Source organism: Anoxybacillus sp. UARK-01 (assembly GCF_002075365.1).
In the GTDB taxonomy this organism is placed as follows: Bacteria; Bacillota; Bacilli; order Bacillales; family Anoxybacillaceae; genus Anoxybacteroides; species Anoxybacteroides rupiense.
The window spans coordinates 39,484-62,489 of the sequence record NZ_NASY01000003.1 but is presented as its reverse complement, the minus strand read 5'-3'; the positions used below and the strand labels follow the sequence as shown (position 1 = coordinate 62,489).

The 23,006-nt window shown below is 41.5% G+C and carries 21 protein-coding genes, 1 rRNA gene and 2 riboswitches; all 22 genes read right to left on the bottom strand.

Annotated features, from left to right (window positions below; translation table 11 throughout):
- A 16S ribosomal RNA gene (locus tag B6A27_RS00460) occupies positions 1 to 637 on the bottom strand; the annotation flags it as partial.
- 607 nt (positions 638 to 1,244) lie between these two features.
- A complete protein-coding gene (locus B6A27_RS00455) occupies positions 1,245 to 1,790 on the bottom strand; it encodes a GNAT family N-acetyltransferase (protein ID WP_044745003.1) in 546 nt (181 codons plus the stop codon).
- Between the two features lie 293 nt (positions 1,791 to 2,083).
- A complete protein-coding gene (locus B6A27_RS00450) occupies positions 2,084 to 3,409 on the bottom strand; it encodes an NCS2 family permease (protein WP_044745002.1) in 1,326 nt (441 codons plus the stop codon).
- 121 nt (positions 3,410 to 3,530) lie between these two features.
- A riboswitch (purine riboswitch) is annotated at positions 3,531 to 3,632 on the bottom strand.
- Between the two features lie 86 nt (positions 3,633 to 3,718).
- Positions 3,719 to 5,239, bottom strand: a complete 1,521-nt coding sequence (gene guaA / locus B6A27_RS00445; RefSeq protein ID WP_080859521.1) for a glutamine-hydrolyzing GMP synthase — start codon at positions 5,237 to 5,239, stop codon at positions 3,719 to 3,721.
- Positions 5,240 to 5,335: 96 nt separating this feature from the next.
- Positions 5,336 to 5,437, bottom strand: a riboswitch (purine riboswitch).
- A gap of 32 nt (positions 5,438 to 5,469) precedes the next feature.
- Positions 5,470 to 7,623 carry a transglutaminase TgpA family protein gene (locus tag B6A27_RS00440; RefSeq protein WP_080859509.1) on the bottom strand — a complete coding sequence of 718 codons (2,154 nt, stop codon included), beginning with the start codon at positions 7,621 to 7,623 and terminating at the stop codon, positions 5,470 to 5,472.
- 2 nt (positions 7,624 to 7,625) lie between these two features.
- A complete protein-coding gene (locus B6A27_RS00435; protein WP_231734689.1) occupies positions 7,626 to 8,732 on the bottom strand; it encodes a DUF58 domain-containing protein in 1,107 nt (368 codons plus the stop codon).
- Between the two features lie 103 nt (positions 8,733 to 8,835).
- Entirely contained in the window at positions 8,836 to 9,786 is a 951-nt protein-coding gene (locus B6A27_RS00430; RefSeq protein ID WP_044744999.1) for an AAA family ATPase, read from the bottom strand.
- 1,152 nt (positions 9,787 to 10,938) lie between these two features.
- Positions 10,939 to 11,628, bottom strand: a complete 690-nt coding sequence (locus tag B6A27_RS00425; protein WP_080859504.1) for an N-acetylmuramoyl-L-alanine amidase — start codon at positions 11,626 to 11,628, stop codon at positions 10,939 to 10,941.
- Positions 11,609 to 12,037 (bottom strand): phage holin family protein, encoded by a 429-nt coding sequence (locus tag B6A27_RS00420; protein ID WP_080859501.1) that lies wholly within the window; start codon positions 12,035 to 12,037, stop codon positions 11,609 to 11,611. Before B6A27_RS00420 ends, B6A27_RS00425 begins: the two co-directional genes overlap by 20 nt.
- A gap of 11 nt (positions 12,038 to 12,048) precedes the next feature.
- Positions 12,049 to 13,503, bottom strand: coding sequence for a hypothetical protein (locus B6A27_RS00415; RefSeq protein ID WP_080859499.1), 1,455 nt, complete (start codon positions 13,501 to 13,503; stop codon positions 12,049 to 12,051).
- A gap of 12 nt (positions 13,504 to 13,515) precedes the next feature.
- Positions 13,516 to 15,999, bottom strand: a complete 2,484-nt coding sequence (locus B6A27_RS00410) for a phage tail protein (RefSeq protein WP_080859497.1) — start codon at positions 15,997 to 15,999, stop codon at positions 13,516 to 13,518.
- A gap of 58 nt (positions 16,000 to 16,057) precedes the next feature.
- Positions 16,058 to 16,705: a hypothetical protein gene (locus tag B6A27_RS00405; RefSeq protein WP_080859495.1), complete on the bottom strand. Its 648-nt coding sequence runs from the start codon at positions 16,703 to 16,705 to the stop codon at positions 16,058 to 16,060.
- 13 nt (positions 16,706 to 16,718) lie between these two features.
- The gene (locus B6A27_RS00400) at positions 16,719 to 17,501 is read right to left on the bottom strand and encodes a distal tail protein Dit (RefSeq protein WP_236631747.1); all 783 of its coding nucleotides are present in this window, start codon (positions 17,499 to 17,501) and stop codon (positions 16,719 to 16,721) included.
- Complete coding sequence (locus B6A27_RS00395; RefSeq protein ID WP_139788022.1) at positions 17,501 to 19,843, bottom strand: phage tail protein; 2,343 nt, start codon at positions 19,841 to 19,843, stop codon at positions 17,501 to 17,503. Before B6A27_RS00395 ends, B6A27_RS00400 begins: the two co-directional genes overlap by 1 nt.
- Positions 19,794 to 20,468, bottom strand: a complete 675-nt coding sequence (locus B6A27_RS00390) for a Gp15 family bacteriophage protein (protein ID WP_161491009.1) — start codon at positions 20,466 to 20,468, stop codon at positions 19,794 to 19,796. The genes B6A27_RS00395 and B6A27_RS00390 overlap by 50 nt, the downstream gene beginning before the upstream one ends.
- Positions 20,468 to 20,854: a hypothetical protein gene (locus B6A27_RS00385; protein WP_080859487.1), complete on the bottom strand. Its 387-nt coding sequence runs from the start codon at positions 20,852 to 20,854 to the stop codon at positions 20,468 to 20,470. Before B6A27_RS00385 ends, B6A27_RS00390 begins: the two co-directional genes overlap by 1 nt.
- 60 nt (positions 20,855 to 20,914) lie before the next feature.
- Complete coding sequence (locus B6A27_RS00380) at positions 20,915 to 21,355, bottom strand: phage tail tube protein (protein ID WP_080859486.1); 441 nt, start codon at positions 21,353 to 21,355, stop codon at positions 20,915 to 20,917.
- A 15-nt stretch (positions 21,356 to 21,370) separates the two neighbouring features.
- Positions 21,371 to 21,757, bottom strand: coding sequence for a minor capsid protein (locus B6A27_RS00375; protein WP_161491008.1), 387 nt, complete (start codon positions 21,755 to 21,757; stop codon positions 21,371 to 21,373).
- An 11-nt stretch (positions 21,758 to 21,768) separates the two neighbouring features.
- Positions 21,769 to 22,122 carry a minor capsid protein gene (locus B6A27_RS00370; protein ID WP_080859482.1) on the bottom strand — a complete coding sequence of 118 codons (354 nt, stop codon included), beginning with the start codon at positions 22,120 to 22,122 and terminating at the stop codon, positions 21,769 to 21,771.
- A complete protein-coding gene (locus B6A27_RS00365; RefSeq protein ID WP_236631746.1) occupies positions 22,123 to 22,473 on the bottom strand; it encodes a putative minor capsid protein in 351 nt (116 codons plus the stop codon). It lies immediately after the preceding gene.
- A complete protein-coding gene (locus B6A27_RS00360) occupies positions 22,463 to 22,846 on the bottom strand; it encodes a head-tail connector protein (RefSeq protein ID WP_080859480.1) in 384 nt (127 codons plus the stop codon). Before B6A27_RS00360 ends, B6A27_RS00365 begins: the two co-directional genes overlap by 11 nt.
- 14 nt (positions 22,847 to 22,860) lie before the next feature.
- Complete coding sequence (locus B6A27_RS18555; protein WP_161491007.1) at positions 22,861 to 23,001, bottom strand: hypothetical protein; 141 nt, start codon at positions 22,999 to 23,001, stop codon at positions 22,861 to 22,863.
- Positions 23,002 to 23,006: the final 5 nt, after the last annotated feature.

Below are 23,006 nucleotides of genomic sequence, written 5' to 3'. Positions count from 1 at the left end.
CCACGGTTGAGCCTGGGGCTTTCACATCAGACGTAAGGGACCGCCTGCGCGCGCTTTACGCCCAATAATTCCGGACAACGCTTGCCACCTACGTATTACCGCGGCTGCTGGCACGTAGTTAGCCGTGACTTTCTCGTTAGGTACCGTCAAGGTACGGCCCTATTCGAACCGCACTTGTTCTTCCCTAACAACAGAGCTTTACAATCCGAAGACCTTCTTCGCTCACGCGGCGTTGCTCCGTCAGACTTTCGTCCATTGCGGAAGATTCCCTACTGCTGCCTCCCGTAGGAGTCTGGGCCGTGTCTCAGTCCCAGTGTGGCCGATCACCCTCTCAGGTCGGCTACGCATCGTCGCCTTGGTGAGCCGTTACCTCACCAACTAGCTAATGCGCCGCGGGCCCATCCGTAAGTGACAGCCGAAGCCGCCTTTCAACTAAAGACCATGCGGTCTTCAGGGTTATCGGGTATTAGCTCCGGTTTCCCGAAGTTATCCCCGTCTTACGGGCAGGTTGCCCACGTGTTACTCACCCGTCCGCCGCTAACCAAACAGAAGCAAGCTTCTATTCGATCCGCTCGACTTGCATGTATTAGGCACGCCGCCAGCGTTCGTCCTGAGCCAGGATCAAACTCTCCAAAAGAAAGTTGATTGGCTATTATTTAAATTTCGGTTGACCATACCGAAATTTTTCGATTCACGCTTCGTTTTGTTCAGTTTTCAAAGAACATTTTCGCTTTTCTTTCAAGAGCGACTTTATTAATGTAACATTTATCTTTTTTTGTGTCAACTATTTTTTTATTTTTTTACACCGTTTCGCAACGGCTTTAATAATATAACACCGATTTGTGTAATCAGTCAATAGTTAAATTTATGTTATTTTTTCCGTATTTATTGCATCAAAAAATTCATCTTCTGCTATGCACATTCATCTATTCTCATCTTGTTCTTGTACTATATATAAATTATGAGTGAACAGTTATTTATAAAAACTCTTAGTCAAAATACGAGTACAACCACTTTCCTTTTCGTCACACATCCGTGCGATAAAGGTCGGAACGCCGCTTTTAGATCATTGATGGCTCTTTAAAGCGGCATATCGACCAGTTTCCTTATCCAGCAAGTTTACATTTGCACGTAACGACCCACCCGCACCTAGGCTGTCTTCATTATGTATGAAGCACCCAAATTTCTCCTTATGCTCCGTTTTTATTGAAACGAAAAAATTGTAAGACACGATCCGTCACTTTCTAACGAGCTCTCCATTCACTCGCAATCATCCCGTATACAATATGGTCAACAAAATGGTCATAAAGCCATTCTGCCTCTCTTATAGTTCCTTCATTAACAAAACCTAAACGCTCTGGAATGGCTCGGCTTTTTTGATTTTCTACCGCACAGCGAATTTCAACTCGATTTAATTTCAACTCTTGAAAAACGTAGTCGATGCAAGCCTTGCATGATTTTGTCATCAATCCAAGCCCCTGAAACGGTTCGCCCAACCAATAGCCGATGCTCGTCTTTCTATTGTTGCGGTCGATATAATGGAGACCGATGACCCCTGCAAGTACCCCTTTATACCAAATTCCCGCTTCAAATCCATTGCCCGCTGCGAATTTTTTCAAAGTCCCTTCAATAAACGCTCTGGAATCTTCTACTGCTTTCACGGCATCAACCCAAGGCAACCACCGCCGCAAATGCGGTCTGCATGAGTCAACTAAAGCAAACAAACGCTCTGCGTCTTCACGTGTTAACAACTTCAAATAAACATCCCGATCAATAGAACAAATAAACATATGTATTCCCCCTTTTCCTTGTGTTTTTACGATAAGCGGACCTCTTCCACCTTTACTCCACTTAGAGACGAAAGACTTCGTGATAAATATGGTATTAAAAATCATTTTAACATATTTATCCAAAAATTGGACCAAAAATCTTTTTTGTAGATAGAAGCATGGCATTATCGTACTTGGATTTAACACATTCACCAAGAAGTCGCCCACCTCTAAATGGAGTGTAGGTGGGGAGGTTCATAACAAAAAGACCAATTCGCAGTTAAACGAATTGGTCTCGATCATTTCAATCTGTTCTACTCTCTTAAAAACACAAAGTAAGCAAGAAAAACAAAGAACAATACATAAAGAATCGGATGAACTTCTTTTCCTCGGCCTTTCAAAATCATAGTAATTGGATAGAAAAGAAAACCAACTGCAATTCCTGTGGCAATGCTGTAAGAAAGCGGCATTGTAATCAACGTAAAGAAGGCTGGAACCGCAATCTCGAATTTTTTCCAATCAATCTCGCCAATCGACGATGCCATCAAAACACCAACAATAATCAACGCTGGCGCAGTAACAGCTGAAGTAACAACACTCAACAGCGGCGAGAAGAAGAGAGCAAGTAAGAATAGAATGCCTGTCACCACTGCGGAAAATCCTGAACGCCCTCCTGCTGCTACACCAGCGGAAGATTCGATATAAGAAGTCGTCGTCGATGTCCCGAAAATAGAACCAACCCACACAGCTGTTGCATCCACAAGCAAGGCTTTCCCTGCACGAGGCAATTTGTTATTTTTTAATAATCCTGCTTGATTCGCAACAGCCAAGAGCGTGCCTGTTGCATCAAAAAAGTCAACGATAAAGAAGGTTAAAACAACACCTATCATTTTCCACGAGAAAATATCTGGCAAATGCTTGATGGCCATGCCAAACGTCGGTGAAATGTCAGGAATCGCACCAACAATTTGATGCGGCACTTTGATTAAACCAAAGATCATACCGACAATCGCTGTAATGACCATGCCATAAAAAACACCGCCATTTACTTTTCTCACCATTAAAATCACTGTAATAAATAAGCCAAAAATCGCTAATAATGTATCACCTTTTTTTAAATCGCTCAATCCTACCAGCGTCGCCGAGTTATCAACAATAATTCCGGCATTTTGCAAACCGATAAATGTAATAAACAAACCAATTCCGGCACCGACCGCGTATTTTAATTCGATCGGAATAGCATCAATAATTTTTTCTCGAATACCAGTCAGAGAAAGAATCGTAAAAATAATTCCAGATACAAATACCCCAGCTAATGCTGTTTGCCAAGGGATTTGCATATGAAGAACAACGGTAAATGCAAAAAACGCATTCAATCCCATCCCTGGCGCTAAAGCGATTGGGTATCGCGCAAAAATCCCCATCATGATCGAACCGTATGCAGCCGCTAGCGCTGTTGCCACAAACACGGCCCCTTGGTCAATCCGCAATTCATTTGGAAAGTCTTCTACCGCACCTAACGAAAGTGTAAAAGGGTTGACGAATAAAATATAAGCCATTGATAAGAACGTTGTGATCCCCGCTATAATTTCCGTGCGGTAATTTGTGCCGAGTTCATCAAATCGGAAATACTTTCTCACTTCTCGATCCCCCTTAAAAAATAATAAACGCTTCCGGTATGCTACCAGAAGCGTTGACTATAAGGATAACGAACATAAAGAAAGAACCATCTTCTAACACAGCATATAAAGAAGACCTACTTTCTCCTTCATTATACCCCGTAGTCAAGCTATTTACGGTAGCTTGGTAGAGACTCTCAGGCCATATCCCCGAGATTATACGACGCATTTTGACAATATTCGTTTTTGCATTTCTATTGTATCAATCGAAATCAAGGTAGTCAATAAAAAAACGAACATTTTTTATAAAATGTTCGTTTTTGTTCGTTTTTATTCCCACTCAATCGTCGCAGGCGGTTTGCTTGTAATATCATAAACCACACGATTCACATGCGGTACTTCATTTACAATACGTGTAGAGATGATTTCAAGTACATCCCATGGAATCCGTGCCCAATCTGCTGTCATTCCGTCAATCGACGTTACCGCACGAATCCCCACTGTATAATCATACGTACGGGCATCTCCCATCACACCAACGCTTCGAATGTCAGGAAGAACGGTGAAGTATTGCCAAATTTCACGATCCAATCCAGCTTTTTTAATTTCTTCGCGCAAAATGGCATCTGATTCACGCACGATCTCCAGCTTTTCTTCCGTTACTTCGCCGAGCACGCGGATACCTAATCCTGGCCCCGGAAACGGCTGACGCCAAACAATCTCATGAGGAATGCCTAGTTCCGTTCCAAGAGCACGCACCTCATCTTTAAAAAGAGTATTAAGAGGTTCAATAAGCTTGAATTTCATATCTTCCGGTAAACCGCCCACATTATGGTGCGATTTAATGGTTTGTGCTGTCGCTGTTCCGCTTTCAATAATATCCGTATACAGCGTTCCCTGTACTAAAAATTCGATTCCTTCCAGCTTGGCCGCCTCATCGTCAAACACATAAATAAATTCGTTGCCAATGATTTTGCGTTTTTGCTCTGGATCAGATACGCCATGCAACTTGCTTAAAAAGCGCTCTTTCGCATCGACCTTGATCACGTTCATGTGAAACCCTTCACGGAACGTTTTCATCACGCTTTCCGCTTCTCCTTTGCGTAGCAAACCATGATCAACAAAAATACATGTCAATTGATCGCCAATCGCGCGATGCACCAGCACGGCCGCAACAGAAGAATCAACGCCTCCGCTTAAGGCACAAAGCACCTTTTTATCGCCGACAAGCTCGCGGATTTTGCGAACTTCATTGTCAATAAAGCTTTCCATCGTCCAATCCCCGAGACATTGGCAAACATCAAAAACAAAGCGCTTTAATAAATCGTTCCCATAGACGGAATGGCGCACCTCTGGATGAAACTGCACCGCATAAAACTGTCTTGATTCATCGCTCATCGCCGCAATCGGACATGAGACGCTTGTCGCATCGACCGTAAATCCAGCCGGAGTTTCAGTTACTAAATCTCCATGGCTCATCCAAACGACTTGCTCGGAAGGGAGTGTTTCAAACAATTTTGAAGCGTGCTGCACCTCGATTGTTGCTTTTCCATATTCCCGATGTGTCGCTTTTTCCACTTTCCCGCCTAAATGGTGAGTCATTAACTGCATGCCATAACAAATTCCTAAAATCGGCACACCTAGTTCAAAAATTTTCGGGTCGCATGTAAACGCGTTTTCATCATATACGCTATTCGGTCCGCCCGAAAACACAATTCCTTTCGCGTTCAAAGCTTGAATTTCTTCGGCAGTAATCGTGTGCGGATGAAGCTCACTATATACACCGAACTCGCGAATGCGCCGAGTAATCAATTGATTATACTGGCTTCCGAAATCAAGCACCACGATCATTTCATGGTTTTGTTGCACAATGATCACCTCAATCGAGTAATAAAAAACTAGAATCCTTACCTTCTTCCATAAAAAAACGAAGGCAGAATTCTAGCACAGAGCATCATCTGCCTTCGTAGTCGGGTCATTTACGGTGTCCCGGTAGAGACTCTCGAACCGTATTATCGAGGATATACGAAGGGATTTCGTCTTAAATTTTAATTCATTCTATCAACTCTTTCCCTTTACGGTCAAGATGCTATTCTTTTAATTAAATTTTCCCATAATTCTTTCACTTCTTCCCATTGCTGATCGACTATTTCATTTTTATAAATCACCCGTTCATATAGCTGTGTTAGCTGGCTCATTTCATTCGTCCCAAACCAATTATCAATGTAAGCTGCGTATTGGCGCAACGTCTGCCCTTCCTTCCGTTTTAAACCGCAGCTTTTCAGATGGCGGAGCAATGCGTCATAAGCTTTCACAAATGTATCTCCACCATGCCGATATTTAAACTGGAGCAATGTGATATACGGCCACCATTTTCTTCTTGTTCCATATAACAGAATAGTAAGAACCATCAACGAAACCGTTAGAGATAAAACGCTCTTCCAATTGACGATCGAAAGCAAGCGTTCTTGGTTCTGCTGCGGCGATGATGAAAGACGATCCTGCTGCAGCTGTTCCTCCAGCCTTGTACGATTCGGCGCCGTTTGTGTTTGCTGCTGTTCAGGAACTGGAGTTGATTCGACAGCTGATTCAGCTTCCGTAAACTCGTATGGATTATTAAACCCTTGAGTTGGTTCAAATGGAACCCAGCCAATTCTAGAAAAATATACCTCCACCCATGAATGGGCATTATTGTTCGTCACTCGATATAGATCTTTGCCGTCGTCTGTTTCATCGACCCATTGCCCCGATGTATAGCCCTTTACCCAGCGTGCGGGAATATCGATCGAACGAAGCAAGACAATCATGGCCGTTGAAAAATTATCACAATACCCTTTTTTCGTCTCAAATAAAAATTGATCGACATAATCCTGATTTCTGCTTGGCACAGCTACATCCTTTGTTTCATAGGCAAAACCGTTCAAATGAAAATATTGCTCAATGGCTTTTACCTTTTCATAAGTTGTTGCTGCTTGTTTTGTAATTTGCTGAGCCAGCTCTTGAACTCTTTTCGGCAAATGATCCGGAAGTTGTGTATACCTTTTTAAGATCTGTTCATCTGTTACTGGAGGGGAGACTTTCAATTTTTCAATCGAAAAGGTCGGATATTCATAAGTCAATTCATATTCCTGCAAAGGAACGAGATAAGACTCACGATCTGTCGGATAAATTTTTTCATTGGCCGCTTCCATGCGAAAGACGATATCTTTTGAAGCATGAATGGTTTTTAATCCCTCTGGATAAACCAAATAAGAAGCCGGCTGAACCATCCGCACATGCGCTGCCAACTGCTTTTTCTCAACGCTATTTTCAAACCATTGATGAACGTTATTCTCTTGTTCAAACGTCTTCACTTGAACACTGTCACTAATATTCCACCCTTTTCCCGTATAAATATCCTTTGTTTCCACTCTCCAATAATGAGTTTCTTCATCCTCCGCTGTAAAAACAACGGTATTATCAGCAATGAACGGACCGCCTAATTGCGAATCATTGTTTCCATAACCGATCTTTTTAACAGCAAACTGGTTCGGATCTTGTTCGCGGTCCTCCGCTGCATAGCTTTTAATAAATGCAACAGGATCAGGCCATTGAGGAGCCAGCTTAGGGCCCGCGTACCCGCAAAGCAGTGCAGCGCCTACTGCGAAAGCCCCCATGACCAACCACTTTGCAGGCTGCTTTGCTGCTGGCAAACGCTCATAATGGAGCCAGCTTAATAGAAAAAAACCTGCTCCTACCAGCCGGACAATCGCCCCAGTCCCCGAAAAAGGAGTAAACGTGTCCAGCACCGCGACATAGATAAAAGTCATCACTAAAAACAGCCAGATCCGTTTCTGTTTGACAAGCCAATATTGTACAAGATAGCACATCATCCACAGCATCAGAAAAAATAGGAAAGTACGAAATCGATCGGTCATGTCTTCCCATTGAAAATGACGGATTAATGAAAGATGATAAACGGCTTCTTCTCCAAACATGAAAAGCCATTGGAAGGACAAAAATGGAGCATGAAAAAACAAATCGTTAAGCGCATAGAAAAGATAACCGATTTTTAGACATACCGACAGCCAGAGCGGCACTCGCAACAGCTCTAAAAGAAAGTAAAAAGCAACAAATACGATAAACACTTGGATATTTTTTGTATCCGATACAACAGTTAGCGGCGCAAGCCATTCCCATAGCAGCCAAAAAGCAAACAAATAGTATGCAAATGTTTTGATCCGGCTTTGTTCCACGTTTACTTCCCACCCTCAACGAAAGCATTAGCAAAGTGCTGGGGCATCGTTACCTTTACAGTGACCCCTTTTTTTCTAAGCATCTCGATCCATTCTCGCTCCTCTTTCGATAGTTGGCCTTCTGCTTTTTTGATTAAAACCACCGTACCGCGGCGATTTTTCGAAGCTAAATCAGCCATGATGGAAGCAGTTTCTTTATACAGCTGCGACGTGATGCAGCAAAAGGAAAACGATAACGGCCACTGCATAGTCTCACGATACATGATGCGTGCAAATGATTCCTGACTATCACAGGCCACTTTCGCTAAGTGATAAAATAACCGCTGTAAATGCGTCTCTCCATTTTGCGCTTGAATCACGATGCGATCCCTTCCTACCGATACGAGACCGGTTTTCACTCCTGCTTTTACCGTCATTCGAACAAAGGAAGCGGTAAATGTGACAACCTCTTCAAATAAGGCTGTAGGAGTGCGATCCAAAAAGACCATAAGATCCTCGCTCTGCCTTTCTTCAAAATCTTTTGTCATCAATTCGTTTTTTCGTGCCGATGCTTTCCAATGAATCCATGAAAAGCGGTCTCCTTGTGTATACTCGCGAGCGCCGATCGCCATTGCCGTATCGCGATGGAGCGGAAGCGGCGATACAACAGACCCGTCATCCAACTGTTGTCCCATTTTCCGAGCGTTCATTTCGACATAGCGCGGATAGACAAGGATGCTATCTTCAGTGGAAACGATCGCTTCTTTTGCCACCATTCCCAGTAAATCAGTGATTTTGAAATGAATGGCCGAGAAAATATGCTCTCCACGCGGCAATTCATCCATTTCATATACATATGTGCACATACGCCGTCCTAAGGGCATTAACACTGTACGAAAAGGCGTCATTTTTGCTAAGGACGGCGGCAGCTTTTCTTCGGCTAGTATATAAATGAGCGGAAAAAAACGCGGTAAATCGATTTGCACAGTGACCCGCAATTTTTCACCTGCGTAATAATACACCTTCTGATTAAAGGTTCGTTTTACTTTTATCGAATGGAGGGGATAAAATATTAAAACGAAAGCGTACAGTCCAAAAGGGAGGAAACTGTAGAATAAAAACCAGCTCACGAAGCCTCCCTGAAACATCGCATATGAAAAAAGAATCGCCAACAATCCAAGCACCCTTATGAATTGCCACAAATTTTTCCTGTGTTTTTTCATCAGGCTGTCCCTACCTTTGCACCGGCACTGGCGTTCTGGAAATAATTTCACTAATGATATGCCCTGCAGAAATTCCATCAAATTTCGCATGAGCTTTCAAAATGATCCGATGCGCAAGGACATAAGGAGCTAAAGATTGCACATCATCTGGAAGGGCAAAATCACGTCCATGCACGAATGCGTATGCTTGTACAGCTTTCATTAATGCCACCGATCCACGCGGACTGACTCCTAAATAGATCGACTCATGGGAACGGCTTCGTTGGACGATTTCAACAATATAGCGTTTCACACGTTCATCTACATACACTTCCTGTACTTTTTCCTGCAACAAAAGCAAATCTTTGATGGTGATCACTGGTTGCAGTTGATCAATAGGAACCACCTTTTCGGTTTTGTTCAAAATATCCATCTCTTCTTGTATGGAGGGATATCCCATGTTTAGCTTCAGCAAAAAACGATCGAGCTGCGCTTCAGGAAGAGGGTAGGTTCCTTCATATTCAATGGGGTTTTGCGTCGCCATAACAAAAAAAGGACGCGGCAATGGCCTTGTTACACCATCCACCGTTAGGCTTCCCTCCTCCATCGCCTCTAGCAAGGCCGATTGCGTTCTAGGAGACGTTCGATTAATTTCATCAGCCAAAATAATATTCCCCATAACGGGACCTGGTTTATATTCAAATTGGCCTTCTTTTGGATTATAAATCGATACGCCGGTCACATCGCTTGGAAGCAAGTCCGGCGTAAACTGAATCCGCTTAAATTGGGCGCTCACGGATTTTGCCAATGCGCGAACAAGCATCGTCTTTCCAACACCCGGAACATCCTCCAGCAACACATGTCCACGCGCTAACAGCGCAACAATGCTTAATGTAGCAACCTCTCTTTTTCCCACGATCACCTTTTCGATATTTTCAACCATTGTACCAATGACCGGATGTAATTCTTCGTTTTTGGGCATGTTCATTCTCCTCTAATGAAATGTTCTTAATCATGATTCATGACAGCACCATTTGGTGATTATAATGCTAGGACCATCTCTTTCTTAATAAAAGAAATCGGTTATTTTATTTTTGGAAGGATGAGCCTCTAAAAGAGGTTAGCCACAAGCTTCTCTGACTAGTGAAAACATCCGTCACCTTACCTTCTAGAATGATTGGGTCCGTTTTTAAGCTGCATGATTTATTTTATATAGATTTTATTGTTTTCACATGCTCGGCTACTCGGATCATCTTTTTATAAAAAATCAGGTCTATCACTACTATTATTCACCTAATAAATCTCAACTCCTTGTTTTGATTGATATCTTCTGAAAATTTCGTCTTTACTAAAATCATAACACGAATCATTGATTATTCAACATTCAAAAGGATCATAGCCCTTCATTACAAGATGCCGGAAATCGCTCAGCAACATAAGCTGTCCTACCTGTTCATTTTATTTTCTATCATAAGGAAACGGACGGCTGTTGGACCGCTCTTGCCGTCACCAAAAGAAAGGTTGTAATAAAGAGAAAAAACGAACCGCTTTTGAGCCAAATGAAGACCGTCGAAGTTTATGGATGAAACACAACCATCATAAAGATGAGCGTTTTTTTGATTCCTTTGTCAGATAACTAATGGCTAGAGGGGACATACTCCCACCACCTACGCTTCGCTTAGAAGTGGGGGCCTTCTTTCGAAGGGAAGTTAAAATGCTTCAGCCTGACTCTTGATGATGCCAAACGTTCTGCTCTTCCATGTAAGCTTAATAGAATGGGATTCGGTCTGCAAAACTTACGAGAAGCCTTCTAGACAATTGATGACGATTTCGTGGGCAAAAAAGAAAAGGAACACCGGGAAACCCCAGTGTTCCAAGATATTTAGGCAATGATTACATCATGCCGCCCATTATGTCGCGCCTTTTGAGCAATTTCACCTTTATTCAAAAATATTATTATTAACAAGGTTTTTGGTCATTTCAAAGAATTTATTTTTATATTTTTTTAGATTTTAACCAAAAGAATGTGATTTTTATGTGATTTTTTATGTTCTATTTCTATTATTGAGCTAAGTTTAGTTTGTAATATACGTGTAAGCTGTATAAACAAAAAACCCCTGCTGTTTGGCAGGGACTACACGATAATCGCTGGGTATCCTTTTTTCTTCAATTCTTCTGCGAGATTCTCAGCATTTTTTCGATCAGCAAATGCTCCCACTTGTACACGATATAGTTTTCCTTGAGTAGGTGTTACATTCGTTTTTGGTTGTGTAGCTGTAGCTTTCCTCTTCAAGCCAAATGCTTTCGCAAGCCCTTCGACATGGCCGTGTGCCACTTGCAACAGAAACGGCTCTGATTTCAATTTGGCCGCATCGTTCGCATTGTCAATGAACAGGTTTTCTGTGAGCAATGCCGGCATCTTCGTTTCGCGCAGTACCGCGTAGTTGGCTCGCTTTTTACCGCGATCCTGCACGCCGGCGATCGCTTTCATGATCTCGCTGTGGATCGTGTTCTGATACGCAATGGTCGACGGGCTCACATTGCCATTGTAAACGTAGGACTCAAATCCTGTTCCACTGCCGGCATTGATGTGAACGGATAAGAAAAAATCGGCATCCGCCCTGTTCGCGATGGCCGCACGCTCCGACAACTCCACGAAACGGTCATCCGTCCGCGTGTAGATAATGCTGACCCCTTCGTATTCAGCGAGTAAATTCCCGATCTTTTTGACAATATTTAACGTCAGATTTTTTTCCTGTAGACCGTTCCCTACAGCTCCGCTATCCGTTCCACCATGCCCTGCATCAAGTACGATTTTCACCATTATCCACTCCTTTTTCACTTTTTCCTTTCAATACTTCAATCGCCTGCTTCATTTGCTCCGGCACTGGCAACCCAATCCGGCCGGCATTTTCGATAATGGAAAGCGCCTCATTTGCTAAATAGAAAAAGATCGTTGCATCGCGAAACAGTCCATTTGTTCCGACCACACGATCAATAAGATGACCAACAGCGACAAGCAAGAAAATCATCACCTTTTTCGGAATACGTTTGAAACCAACAGCACTCCGCAGGGAACCTTCTTTGTATGCTGCCATCGTTCCCGTCACATAGTCGATGATCACGAACGCTAGCAAAATACTGAGTAGTTCCGACCACCCACCAAACAAAAAACCGACCACGGCACCGATGACAGCTGCGCCGGTTTTGTAAATAACGTCGAGTCTCTCCATTTGTTTCACCTCTAATAACTATCTATATAAAGATCGTAGGTTAGTTTCATCGTGTTTGTATTGGTTTTTGTGACAGGGCTAGGCAATAGGTTTCGCGCGCCTATAAATCCTAACGGTTGTATTATAACGTCGCGTTTCGTGTAATCATTTTGACCGTTAATAACCGGTGTTGTTTGGCGTATTTCTATAAATTGTTTTTTTGTCGCGTCGTATGTTATGGCGGACAAACTATTTATAGTTGTTCTAACCGGTGTATTTTTCGATAAATTCAACATTGTACGATCAACAAAATATGTGTATCCCTCTATCGTCATCACTAGCATATCTAGGTCCGGTATATAGTGCATACCGATACCATTTTTTTGATAAGCGTCAACGAACGCCCGTGGGATCACTTTAACGTCTAGCGGGTTCACCAAATCATTGATGTTATAGCGATTTATTTGAATATCGTTATAGTAGCTTGTGCGCGATTCAATATAAACGTCTTGCCCCACAATAGCGAATAGGCTAAACAAATAGTTTGTGTATCTTCTAGATGTTTGGGACGTTCCCGGTATATTTTTTGGTGATCCGTTTTGGCCATAACAATATAAATAATCGCCGCTAGTTAGGTAAATATCCCCGTTTGGCGCTATCTCAAAACTGGAAAAACCGGAAGTAGTATTCAACAGCGCATAAACTTGCCCGTTTGTAATCGTCCGGGCTTGGATATTCAAGTCATAAACTAAAATAGCTACTTTATTCGTTTGTGCTTCTTTCCCCATAAAATACAATTTCCCGTTTTTTACTTTTGCTATTTGATAATCGAGAAACAAATACCCATTCGGCGCGGATATTTGAAGATTTTTTTTTCCTATAAGCCCCAAAGAAAAGTTCCTGTCATAATTGTCGTTCCAATAAACACTTTGAAAAGTTCCGTTTGCTGCATGTGTCGGCCAATCGTAAACTAAATGAATATGTTGAGGTTCTACAAAACTTTCTGCGGTGTTTAACGATCCCTGTTTAGTATCACTACCTGCATATGTGATATATCTGCCGGCATATCCAATAATGCGCCCCCGCATAATAATCTCGTTTTCTGGATCCTCCGGGCCGTCATAATCGGTTAAAACTAACCAACTCATAGGAAAAGCGCGGTCAGTAACCCATGACATATCTAAATTTTTAAATACTACATCATATTTCGCTAAATCATATAGCGGCCCTCTATATTGAATACTTGATCCGCTTGTCGTTACATATTCTGTAAGAAAAGCAAATAGCGCGGCTTGCCGTTGTAGTTCCTCCATGACTTTAGAAATAAAGTTTTCGCTTTTTACCCGCTCGATCAACTTCCCTGTTACTTCATCGAATAATTCAATAGTATGGACGCTCCTAACGTCTTTTAGGGGCTTTTCTTTAATTATTTCGATCGCTTCGCCGGTTATAAAATTTCGTTTTGTCGCTTTGCTTTGTCGGATCATTCCTCCATCCTCCTATCGCATCGTTGTGTTAATCGTTTCGTGCGTCTCAATGTCCGTGTAGCTTATACTGTGTTGCTGCTGTACTGCTGGCATGATCGGGTTTTCTTCGATGACAATGCTAACCGTTTGGCTCGTGCGGATCGTATAGGTTGCTTGGTTAAAGCTATAGATTTCCGCCACACTTGGTCGCGGCACTTCGGACGATATGCCGCCTAACAAGTTTTGTGCATATACAAACATTTGCAGGCCGTCTTGTGGTATGTCGATCGTGCCGGTACTTGTGAACATTTGGACCTCTAGCATACCGGTACCGCTTGGCATTTGTGCGATGATAAACGGCAGCCCTATACTGTGCCAGCCCGCCGGCATATACTGTTTTATCGGCGGTCCTATGTCGGTACCGTTCATCATTATTTTAACTGTAAGCGTTAGCGCTGTCTTTGCTTCACAAATTAACATTAAGCCAATTTGTGCATTAGTGCTGCCAAAATTCGTTATGCTTATTTGCAACGGAAAAAGTGGGCTTGTCCCTATCGTTTTTGCGGCCCCGGACGTCGCAAAAAGCAAATCGGGCTGCGCTGCTTGTACGTCGCTGCTAATACTGTCATTAGAAACGTCGCCTAATCCCGGTTCTAAAAATCCTAATTCTACCTCATTTCGCCACGGCTCTTGCGGGTAAACCTTCATTCGCAAAATCCGCGTGGTAACGTCTAAATTTAGGTCCTCATTGTATATCCTGACGTCATCGCCTAGATAAAAACGGTCCTCCTCTAGGCCGGTGATCGCGGATAAATCTAATACCGTTACTTGGTAGCTTATCCGTGGGAAAGCCATCTCTTTTAATAAGTCTTCTGCATACCGTTTCAAGTTACCCGGTAAAATAAAGCGTTCGTCCTCTAAAATGTACTCTTTCCGGTACTTTTGCCGCGCCTCCGATAAGCTGACGCCCTGCATAACGTACCAATCGTAATTTTCTACATAGTTTTTTCCGTCGTTCACTTCCGCAATCGTTAGGCCGTTTTTTCCGTATGGTATAATGACGGTCGCCTCCGGCGGCGTAATGGTCCGCTTTACGCTTTTTAGGTTTTTCCGGTATCTAAAGCCGGCGCCGCGATTGCTGCCGATCCGCTTTACTAGGTTAATGATTCGATTCATGCTATCCCATTGAATTTCTAGCCCTACAATCTTTGCTACCTGCCGCACAAGCCACAGCGCCGTTTTGCGACTTTCCTTGAGGCTGAGAATCTCATCTTCAAAACCTTCCTGGATGATCCCTACTTTCCAGCCGGTACCGTTCAAGATCTTTTCGAGCCCATCTCGCAATTCTTCTGCGTTGATTTCAATAGCAGGAAAAACCCTATTGAGCAACTCAACATACGCCAATTCCGCCGTAACCGCAAACGTAAACTCCCCGCTCTCCTCCATACCGTCCTCAATCTCCGTCACGATATAGCGCCGATTTTTATATACTAGTTGCCCATCGTATTGAATGAGCCTAGCTTTTGGATCGTTGAACGGCATTTCAAAATACAGCAGAGACTTATCGTTCAGAAAGTCGTCCGCATAAATATTTTTTGCGTTCTCAAGATATGCAACAAGCTTTCCATCGAGCCCATATACACGGATAATATCTCGATACACATTCGACGGACGCCCTAACACTTTGACCCCTGTAACATCTTCCCAAATGGATATACCAATGCTTTTGAGTACAGGAGTTACTTGGTCGTTATTCGTTTGTAGTGTCGCTTGGATCTTGAGGTTTTGAAAGTTTTGTATAGCATCCGGCAACGACTCCCCGTTAGTCACCTCGTACCATTCCACTCCGTCCATCGATACCTCTACGATCACGTCCGTGCCTATTGGCGCTTCATAGTCAATTATCACTCGGCTTCCCGTTACGTTTCGCACCATATCATTTGTAATCGTGGCAACCCACGTCCCGCTTGTTCGATACTTTGTCATCGTTGTATCTACACCAGTGATGGAAAGATTGTCAATATACGCTTGGTCATCATTGCTGCTTACGCTTCCATCTTTGCTATACTGCCATTTAAATGTATATGTCCCCGGTGTTAAATCTTTTGTAAAGTGTTTAAAACTTGTATTATTGCCGCTGTCTTTAAATTGTTCTACTCCGTTAATATAAAACCTTAAATAATCATAACCGCTTTCACTACTAACTAAATAGTCAAATTCAATACACCCGCCCTGTGGTAAATTAACGGTTATTTCCGTCGCGTTTGTTTGGCTGTCCCCTATATCTTTATTTGTGTAAGAATACAATCCTCCTGCCTTCCGCGCTGTCGTACGTTGCCAGTCCCCTGCAAACGCAAATTTCCGCTGTTCACCTTCAAAATCATCTATAATTGTACTAATTCCGCCAGTTTGATAGCTTTCAAGCATAAGACCGTTCGGACTTAAAACAAGGTTGTTGATCGTTCCTTGATTCCATTGCTGTCCTTGAAATAGTTTGTTTAATTCAGACACAATCACGTAAGATACTCCCCTCTCTCTCTAAAAATATAAAAAAGGGGCGTATACCTACGCTCCTTTATGTTGCACTGATGATTGTTACCCTGATTTTATCTGTCGTATTTTGAGCACAAAAGTATAATTCATTCCCATATTGTAAACGGAGTTGTTGCCCAGGAGCGACAGGGATGCCTTTCGTACTATCCACACCATTTTCACCGATGTAAACAGGCGCAGCGTTTGCCGCGTCAGCAGTAATAATATATTCCACAATCCGTCCTTGCACGGACGATAACGATATAATCAACTCGCTTACATTGGCGTTCGCCGCTGTTTTGATTGCTGATTTCATGTTTGTTGGCGACACTTTCGCTACTTGCAACACAACAGGTTGCACAATACTCACATTGACCGGCGTTGCACTATCTACACGAACAGTTGGGCTGTTGGCTATATCAACAGACCCGATTTTATTCGTTCCGGCCGGGATCGGTGCGGTCAAGACACTTTTAATTGCATCGCTTTGTAGCGCACTTGGTAGCTTCGCGATTAACGCTTTCAACAACCCAATGACTGTTTGCGCTGTAGCTGGATCTGTCGTCGATCCCAACGCTTCAATATCAGCATTCAACGCCTTCATGAACATGTGCCATTTCGCACCATCGTAATAGGATGATGTCAACTTATTGTCTAAATCCGTATTCAAACGTCCATTTTGTTGTGCCATGCGTTATCCTCCTTTATAGATATCGTTCTTGCCAAACAAGACGAATTCGAGCCCGTTGGCCGTTTGCACTGCTATATGCAAAAGTGTTTCCACCAGGGAAAAGCGCACCGAATTCGCCATCAACCATCGACAGAATATTATTTTCTGCAGTGTCATATGCGCCGGTTGTGACAATATCCCGTTCCATGCTTTTCGTTGCTAAAAAGCTCTCCGTGTTGATTTCGATTGCAGAGTTAGGGGTTAGAGCGCCGTTATACAACAGATATTTGTCGTTGATTGTGATTTTCGGGTTTTGAATCTCCCCATGCGCTGCTTCAATCACGAGCGACGGATAGGTCTCTGCCGTGCCGCCGTTTGAAATGTACTGCACACTATTGGAGTCCATTTCAAAGACAACTTGTTTGCTAAAAACAGAATACTTAAACGGTTCACAAAGAAATTCCACCGTAAAACGTCCAAAAGTTAAAAACTCTTCGAAATCCGGAGCTTTGTTGACTTTCGCCAGATAAAACACATCTGGCTCATCACTAAAAGACAACATATCTTTCTCGTTTGTTGACAACCAAGCACTTATACGCCGAGCTATTTCTATCCTTTCTGCTATTGTCCGCGTTTTTAAACAACAAGATACGCTAACCACTCGATCACCAAATGGTTGCGGGAAAAGGTATGATCCATGTCGTCCCGGGATTTGTTCATAGTGATCATGTATTTCCGGTAGTAGAGGCCGAGAAATGTTCGAAAGGCGCAAAGAAAAATCGCGACTAGCCATTCCTCCAAATAAAAAGTATGTCATCATCTCTCACCCCGGCTTCGTTTGCTCTGACGTTGTAAACTATATAATTCACGGCTAATACGAAGAATATCTTGATCACTTCGAACATTCATATTTTGAATAATAATCGTAGTGCTGTCTTCTCCGTTTTCAGACAACATACCGTTGGCGTTATTTGCACCACCAAAGCTTAGGATAGGTTGTGGTATTAACGAACCAGATACTAACTGCCCCAACCTTTCCCCAACTCCTGAAATTCTTTCAGCCAAGTCTAACATACTATTTTCTGCTAACTTCGAATCGGCTGTGATCCCGATGGCTAATCCTTCAGATAGATAACCACCGTATTCAGCAAATAACGTTGAAGGTGAATGAATGCCAAAAAAGTTTTTAATCTCGTCAGTGATTCCATTAGCAAAACCTATGATCTTATCTTTAATCCAACTAGCCATTGACTTAATTCCGTTCCACAATCCTTTTACAATGTCAGATCCAATGTTTTGAAACTTGTCAATCCATCCTTCCATTATTGACACGATTGAAGACCAGATGTTTGTAATCGTTGACTTAATTGAGTTCATTATTGAACCAACTGTATTCCAAGCAGCATTAAACCCGTTTGAAATAGCAGTTCGGATTGAGCTTACGATATTTGACACAACAGAATAAATTGTATTCCATACAGACTGAACAACAGATTTAATATTGTTCCAAATTACCGAAAAAGTTTCTTTTATGGAGTTAAGCCAGTTTATGAAAAATTCTTTCAAGCCATTCCAGATTGGTTCGGCAACAGACTTGATTGTATTCCAAACTGTCTGAAGAACTGTTTTTACTTCATTCCATATTGCTAAAAAATTGTCTTTTACTTGGTTAAGTAAAGATAGGAAGAACTCTTTTATTGCATTCCAAACTGTTATTGCAGTTTCTTTAATGTTGTTCCATACTTCAGATAAGACAATCACAATTGCTTGCCAAACTGTTTGGAATAACTCAAGAAATGCATATACAATTTCATCAAAATAGTCCCAAATTGGTGTCCAAATTGCAATCGCTGTCTCTTTAATCTTGTTCCATATATTTTTGAGAGTTTCAAGGATCGAGTTCCATAAATTACTGAAGAACTCAGCTATTGGGTTCCAAATTGAATAAGCTATTTCAATGATTGAAGTCCATAATGTACTAAAGAACTCTTTAATCCCATCCCAAATCGAGATAGCTGCTGATTTAATAGCCTCCCATGCCGATGACAAACCTGCCTTTATGCCTCCCCAAACAGACAAGGCAACTGATTTAATAGCTTCCCACGTTTTTAATAAATACTCCTTAATCTCGTCCCAATTTTTATACAAAAGAACACCAACGGCCACTAACCCAACAATGGCACCTGCTACAACCCAGACTGTTGCACTCATAGCAGCTAAACCGGTGACTAGTGGACCTATCAACATCCAAATGCTTGACCACGCTGCGAGCATGCCGTTAAATAGCCCGATACCGATCGCGAGTGGTGATAGTACTAAAGTTAATGCAGGAATAAGCATGAGGAAACCTTGTATGATTTTAGCCAATGTTGGATGGGCTTCATTGAATTTAATAATCATATCGGCAATCGCGCTGACAAAATCGTATACTTTTGTCATAACATCAGCGAAAACTTCAACCATCGGCTGAAATGCTTCTTTTAGTTTTGAAACCATTGTTTCGAATGATTTTTTATATTCTTCATTTGATTCCATGGCAGCCTTATGTAGTCCACCATAGACTATTACTCCTGTAGCCAGTGCAGCCAAAGCTACCATGCTGAAACGCATTAAGCCTTGATTGATCATTGTTTGCATGTTTAATAATTCTTTCATACTTGCATTCGGTCCGAGCATTTTAAGGGACAAAACAGCAGCATTACCATTATTAGCAATTTTGTTTAATGAATCAGCAACAGCTAGACCAGCTTTATTTACGTTATAGATAGGATTTGCCATTCGAGTATAGTTATCACTTATACGTTGCGCTTGTGTGGTCATGTTCATCATTTGCCCTGCTGTTTGGATCATTGACGCCATAGCAAGTTTATTTGCATTAATCATCGCGTCTGAAGCTTTTTTATATTCGGCTCCAAGTTGTTGGACTTGATCCATAAATTCTTGATTAGTTCCGGTATATGATCCCATACTTTGAGCAAGCGAATAATAGCCTTTTTCTACTTCTAACATTTGCTTTCGAAATGGTAATAAGGCTTTTTCATTTGCCAATTTCATCTCGTTGCCCATATTGCGTATTTCTCTTTTCAAAGCTCTTAATTCCTGCGTTACATTATTTCGATTGATCTGTGTATCTATTTCTATGCGGCCATCTGCTGTCACTTATCTCACCTGCCCTCTTAAAAGTACTTGCAAGCGTATCAAACACTTTATTGATTTTTGCTTGCATCTGCTCTTCGTTTTCCGGTTGATCAAGGGCATAAATCCGCTTCATCACAGCAATTTGTTTCCGGTATTCAGTATTGTACTTGTCAGGTTTCGGCATCGGCATTTTCCGTATGTTCACAACTTCCTTGAATTTTGATTTGTCATCAAGATGTTGCAACAATTGCAAAAACTTTTTCCAATGCAGTTTGCCGTGTTGTTCAAAGAGATCAATCCCATAAGCATGCAAAAAAGACGCATAGATTAACCCCGCGTCTTGTTCAAAGTCGAATATTTTCTTTTCTGCTACTTCACTTCTCCCCTCTAAATCTATGTCTAAAAACTCCTTCAAAATAAAAAAGAGCAAAGCCTTTTTCTCTTCTAAATCCACGTCCTTGACTAGCTCAAACTCTAAAACTAACATTTCAAGGGCTACTTCAATTTTCTCCACAACCAAGAACATTTCATCTGAAAACAATTCGAATACTCGTAAAACATTGTCAAAAGATAAATCTAAATGAATCGTTTTTCCTTTGTATTCAAAGCAATCGTCAAAGGTTGATGTAAGACGAAACCCACTCATCATTTTTTCTTCTTCACATATTTTTTACGTGCATCCTCTTTAATGGTATTCGTTCGTTCAGACATCACTTCACCAAGGAACAAAAGAAGTTCCATATAATTGACGGTTGAACGCCCCGACAGTTCAAATAATTCTTCAAATGTGCCTTCACCAAGCAGATTCTCAGTAACGATTTTCATGTTTTTACGTTGCTTGCTAATAATTGTTTGTTGCTCTTCATCTGAAAGACTTTCGATATCAAGATTATTCAATTCTTGTGCTTCCTGATAGAAACGTGAAAAATTCTTTTGATATTCCATGACTTTTTCGTCAGTAAAATCAATACGATATATTTTTCCTGCAATTTCTATTTCCTCATAACTCTTTCTGAATTCAAATTTTTTCATACTCGTCACTCTCCTATTTTTTCGGTAATAAAAAAGAGCCGCCGTTGCGACTCTCAAATATTAGGCATCTGGTGATGTATATGTTGGTTTCCCGTTAAAATGAATTTCGAAACTAAATTCACCTTTCGCCCCTGCATCACCGGAAGGTCCGGAAATGTTTGCAATTGTACATTCGCCTTCAAATATGCCGCCATCCGGTTCAGTCCAACGAAAAGGTACACGGCGACTTGCTCCTAAATCTAGCAATTTTCCGAAAATGAAATCTTGCGCTGCATCACCGTAATACCGGTGACCAGTAAAAGAGAGAACTAACTGAGCGCCTATAACATCCGTTTCACCATATCCATCGCCATCAAGGTACCGATCTTGCGCCAATTCTTCATTATTGTTAGGTTCAACATTTGTGATTCCTTTTGCAATCCGCGAATAAATAGGCTCTTGTGTTGTTGCGTCTATTCCCGTTTGAATTTCAAACTTATGAGCATTCATCAATTCAAACATTTCGTTATCACTCCTTTATACTTCAAGCTCACTTTGGAAGATTGCGGTGTAAATATACTCATTCTTGTCGGTTTTTTCTACAAAATTTGGCAATGTGGTACATTCACATTTGATAAAAGAAAAACTCCCATCGTAGCTTGTAATTGAGCCCTTCGGAAGTCCATCAAGCGCCTTAAAAACAGCTTGTATGGTGTTATATGCTTTTACATGACTGGTGTCTTTTACAAGCACCTGAAAGCTAAAATTCGTTATTTTTCCTTCGACATAACGACTATTTATACTGGAAGGTGTCTGCCGGATAGCAATAGAACTGGAATCCACGCTAAGAATAGGCGTTGTTATGGGCGCATTCAGTTCGATGTTTGCTGCCAAGTAATCTTTTACCCTTGCAAGAAAATCCAAGCAAACACCCCCTATCCTTTGTCGTAAGCATTCTGTGCCACCTGAACCCATTCGTTATACCATCTTGCTTTGGCTACTTCGAACCATAATCCTTGAGCATTTGGATTTACGTCTTTCGAAAAGTTGTATTGCGGATTGTAATAAAGCCGTCTGGCATACGGTGTATTCCAAACGATCTTGCCTTGACCAATTTGACTGTGAAGAAAGCTTGATTTCTCAAGATTTCCTGTATCTTTTGGAATGAAATAATTACTGTCTCTCAAGACTTGGTTATCTAAGGCATATTGTGCCTTATCAAGTCTCCTATCAATGTCAGATTGCAATTGATTTTGATTGATATTTACTTTTACATCCAGCTTAATCATTTAAATCAACCCAATCTCATAATGATGAAGTTTGAAAGCATAAATCGGACTGACTTTTTCAACTATCATTATTTTTCCTTCAAACGTCACTTTTGACTTTTCTTTGAATTCAAATGGACCGTTTGAAGATGAATTGACTACATCAAAAAATAAAACGGAGTGAAATACCTGTATCTCACCATTAGCATTTCTTGTAATGTTAGGATTTGATGTATTGGGTTGTATAAGGACGTTTGACAACGTTACGGGCGGTTTGAATCCATCCTCCATTTTGAATCCATCACCTTGAACGAATTCCTCATATGTGCATTGGTGAATTAAAACAGCTTTTGGGATAGGTCTAACCACCATGTGTATGCACCCCAGTATAAAGCAAACCGCTGTATTTGAGATAATCATATACAGCTGGGCTAATTCGACTATTTCCGCCGTTACCGGTAGAATAGCTGAAATTGCCGACAGAGACATTGTTTAAATTGCCGTTATCATGAATGACGGACTCTCCATTTTCAAAAAGAAATTCCACTTGTGCGCATGTCGCTTTTTTCACCATATCTTGCAGCACTTGTGCTAATCTATCAAACTCAATATTTTTTAAAACATATTGAGTAATTTGATCGATCATGTCGCTAGCACGTTCAGCAAGTCTATTGAATTCATTATCATCGGCAATCGGCGCACCTTTGTAAACATTGTCATAAAAGTCTTTATCAATATAAGACATTAGAAAAGCACCCCCTATTTAGAAGGTGCTTTGGTTGCTTTCTTCGGCTTTAAATCATCTTCCGTTACTTCTTCATAACCAGCCGCCTTTAATTCTTTTATTTTAGCCTCATTATTTTCTCGCAAAATTACATTTTCTTTTCGCAAAATAGCCATTCATA